The following is a 3,818-nucleotide window of genomic DNA, read 5'->3' on the forward strand; positions in this document are numbered from 1 at the left end:
TGAATAAGATAAGGTTTATAAAGGATTATTTCTCCGTCAAAGAAGGCTAATAGCCTCCATTTTGTCCTATAGAAGCAATGTCCTCTAAAACAGCCTCCATTTTGTCCTATACGCCTCGCTTGGCAAGTTTTGTCGTGAATGAAGTTAGACACCATAAAAAACCCCTCGCTTTATAAGTGAGGGGTTGAAGCTATCGCATCAGCGGCAAATCCGGTAATCACGCCGCTTGGCGACGCCAGTATTTATGGCATTCCCGGCATTGGCGCGGGTTGGGCATTTTGCATCCGCTCTTTGGTCCAATAGCTACGCGGATCTTCCGTCGTCGGCGCCGGGGTGGCGGTCGAGCTGTCCGAGGCATCCGGCATAGCAGGGGTTTCCGGCGGTGGCGGTGCGATAAAGTTTTCGCGGCCTCCACCACCGCCACAGGCGGCGAGAGCACTGAGGGAGAGCAAGGCAATCGTCAGTGGTGTCGTGGTTTTCATAAGGACCTCTCTTGGTTGTGGTGAAGCGGGGTGATGTTATGTGGTCGGTAATGCCTGCAACTGCATTGCATCGCTCAGCCACAGCACGTCGTTCACATCGCGACGGGTGATGCGCGCCAGATCAGGGCGGTCAAGGTAGCGCGCGGGGTTGGTGATGACCATGCCGAGCGCGTCTTCTACCGCGAGGTGCATGTAGCGGATGGCGTTTTGCACGCATTGCAGCAGGGTGACGTGCGCGCCGGCAAGCGAGCCGTGTTCGTTGACCAGGCGGTCTTTTTCGACGAAGACGCGCACCCCGCCCGGCAGGGTAAATTCGCGGATATCCGTGCCGATGGTGTGCATCGAGTCGGTGACGAGGATAAGGCGGTCTTTGCCGATGAGTTTGCAGGCGGCGGCGAGCGAATACGGGTCGCTGTGGACGCCGTCGGCGATGATGCCGCAGTAGAGGCGCAGTTCGGCGGCACTGCCGATAACGCCCGGTTCGCGACCCACCAGCGGCGGCATGGCGTTATAGAGGTGGGTGACGCCGCCGAGACCTTCGGCGAAAGCGCGCTGCATATCGGCTTTCGCCGCCATGGTGTGCGCGGCGTTAACGCGGATGCCAAGCTCGCGGATGCGGCGAACGGTGCCCGCCGGGACGCGTTCCGGCGCCAGCGAGATGATGCTGTGTTGCAGGTCGGCGGCGTATTTTTCGTAGCAGGCGAAGTCTTTGTCATCGGGGGCGCGGATGAGGCGCGGGTCGTGTGTACCGTGTTTTTCCGGATGGATGAAGGGGCCCTCGAAATGGCCGCCGAGGATGCCGTGCACATGGCGGCTTGCTTCGGCAATAGCTGCGATGCCGCGCAGGTAGTTGTCCTGCGTGTCGCAGATGAAGGTCGGCAGCATGGCGACGGTGCCATAGGTGCGGTGCGCGGCGAGAATGTGCGCCAGACCTTCTGCGTCACAGTGCTGGTTCACCAGATAACCGCCGCCACCGTTTGCCTGTGTTTCGATGAAGCCGGGGCTGAGGATGCCGCCGCCGAGGTGATGCACGGTAGCGTCTGCCGGGATGTCGCCCATGGCGGCAACGGCGAGGGTTTTGTCGTTTTCCACGAGCAGGGCGTGGCCTTCGAGCAGCACGTCGCGGTGATAGATGCGGGCGCCGGTGTATGCGGTTTTCATGGTGTGTCTCCGTGGTGATAAATGGTGCGGGCATTGTACGCCGATTGGCTCATCCCGGCGGGTGCGGGCAGTGGGCAGATGCGGTGCTCACATCAGCGTGCCGTGCGCCCGGCGGAAGTGTTCCAGCGCCGTCTTGCGCGCCCGCCAGTCCGGCTGCACCGCCTGCATCAGCGCGTAGAAGGCGGGGCTGTGGTTGTGTTCCTGTAAATGGCAGAGTTCGTGAATGATGACGTGCGCGATTAGCGCGGGCGGGTACTGGATGAGGCGGCTGTTCAGGGTGAGGATGCCGTCGCGGCGGCAGTTGCCCCAACTGCGGCGCATCGCGCGGTACCGCAGCGGCGGCAGTGCGCGCACCCACGGGCAGCGCGCCGCTTCAAACGCGACCATGCCGGGCAAATGGGCGGCGCTTTGTGTCTGGTGGAAGCGACGGAAGGCGGCGGCAAGTGTCGCCGCGTCGCTGCGGACGGCAATCAGGCTGTCGCCTGCGCGGTGGATGTCGCGCGCGGCGGTGTCGCGCAGCACGAGGCGCAGCGGCACGCCCAGGAGCCAGTGCGTGCTGCCGTCGGCGTAGGGCGAGGGACGCGCCGCCTGTGTTTCCAGCGAGCGGGCGCGCGCGGCCAGCCAGTCGAGGTGTTCGTGGATGAAGCGCAGGATGTCTTCTGTCTTGCTGCGCGGCGGGTGCGAGAGGTAGATGTTGCCGTCGGCTTCCACGGTCAGGCGCAGGCGGCGGTTGTTGCGTCGCGGCGGTCGGCAGTGGATGCGCCAGGTTTGTCCGGCGTGCGGGATGTCGAGAATGGCGGGTTTCATGCGCGCTTTATTCGCCGCGCAGTTGTCGCCGTTCGTTGAGGATTTGGTTGATGTCGTACGGTGGTTCGCCGAGGGCGCGCAGTTTTTCGATGGCGGCGTCGTTGCCGAGGCGCAGCGACTGGCGGTAGTCCGCTTTGCGCTCTTCTGCCGGGGTGTCGGCGTCGGCAAGGTCAGCGTGTTTTTGGTAAGCCAGGGCGACGGCGGGGGTGTCCTGCGGGTTGGGTTCGATTTGGTAGTCGTAGTTTTCGCTGACGCGCTGGTAGAGCAGGCGCGCGCGTTCGCGGTCGGCCGCAACGCCTTCGCCGTTCTCAAACATCGCCGCCAGCGCCATGTTTGCCGGGATGCTGCCCGCCATGCTGTACCAGCTGTAGGCTTCGGTCAGGTTTTGCGGCACGTTTTCGCCGTGGCGGTAGATGTCACCGAGGGCGGTGGCCGCTTTGGCGTCGCTTTTGGTGCTGTCGTAGTTGATGAGTGCGGCTTTGCGGTAGTGTTCGCGCGCGGTTTTGGGCTCGCTTTGTCGCAGCAGTTCGGCGAGTTTGTAGTGGGCTTCGGCTTCGCCGAGGGCGGTGGCGGCTTGGTAATAGGTGCGCGCTTTGGCGGGGTCGCTGTCGCGGTAATGGTCGCCGAGGCGCAGCGCGGCGTGCAGTTCACCGCCCGCGGCGGCTTTTTGGTACCAGTCGCGCGCCTGTTCGGGTTGTCCGGCTTGCAGGAGGTCGCCCAGTTTCCAGGCGGCGCGGGCGCTGCCTGCTTCGGCGGCTTTTTGGTACCAGTCGCGTGCCTGGTCGGGGTCGCTGTTTTCTTCGTCGTGGTAGTGGTCGCCGAGGGCTTCCATCGCCGGGACGAACCCTTGTGCGGCGGCTTTTTCCAGCCATTCGCTGCCGTCATAGCCCTGGTCGTTCAGGGTGTTGCCGTAGGCGTTTTGTGCGAGCGGGTCGCCCTGTTCGGCGGCGGTTTTCAGGTATTTCTCGGCGGAGACGTTGTAGTCGCGTGCCTGGTAGAGGCGGGCGAGCTGGTAGGCGTAGCGCGGGGTGTCCGGGTGGGCGGCGTAGCTGTTTTCGCAGGCAAGGCGCAGTGTGTCCCAGGCGGTGTTGTCGTCGTCAAAGCGTGGCGGTTGTTCGACGCCACGCACGCCGGACGGGTTGCCGGGGTGCAGCGGGTCGGCGGCGCGGTCGCATTGGGCGGTGTCGTCATCGGCGTGGGCGAGCGGGACGGCCAGAAGGAGGGCGAGGAGGAGCGGGGTTTTCATGGGGTTCCTTTAGAGCGGGTTTGCGGGTTGTTTTATTGGGTAACGAGGTATGCGGGTTAACCCCATCGGTAGAACACAGACCTTGTTTACACTTTAACCTAAACACGTTGTTTACACCGAGG

Annotated in this window: 4 protein-coding genes; all 4 read right to left on the reverse strand. The window is 63.4% G+C overall.

Going from position 1 to position 3,818, the window contains the following annotated elements; translation table 11 throughout:
- Nucleotides 1-242: 242 nt before the first annotated feature.
- Nucleotides 243-482: a hypothetical protein gene (locus Q0349_RS09670; RefSeq protein WP_281839907.1), complete on the reverse strand. Its 240-nt coding sequence runs from the start codon at nt 480-482 to the stop codon at nt 243-245.
- A 36-nt stretch (nt 483-518) separates the two neighbouring features.
- Nucleotides 519-1,643, reverse strand: a complete 1,125-nt coding sequence (nagA, locus tag Q0349_RS09675) for an N-acetylglucosamine-6-phosphate deacetylase (RefSeq protein ID WP_298080687.1) — start codon at nt 1,641-1,643, stop codon at nt 519-521.
- An 87-nt stretch (nt 1,644-1,730) separates the two neighbouring features.
- Nucleotides 1,731-2,450, reverse strand: a complete 720-nt coding sequence (locus tag Q0349_RS09680; RefSeq protein ID WP_298080689.1) for a SprT family zinc-dependent metalloprotease — start codon at nt 2,448-2,450, stop codon at nt 1,731-1,733.
- A gap of 7 nt (nt 2,451-2,457) precedes the next feature.
- Nucleotides 2,458-3,696, reverse strand: coding sequence for a tetratricopeptide repeat protein (locus Q0349_RS09685; protein ID WP_298080690.1), 1,239 nt, complete (start codon nt 3,694-3,696; stop codon nt 2,458-2,460).
- Between the last annotated feature and the right edge of the window lie 122 nt (nt 3,697-3,818).

This window comes from uncultured Cardiobacterium sp., from assembly GCF_938028185.1.
Lineage (GTDB): Bacteria > Pseudomonadota > Gammaproteobacteria > Cardiobacteriales > Cardiobacteriaceae > Cardiobacterium.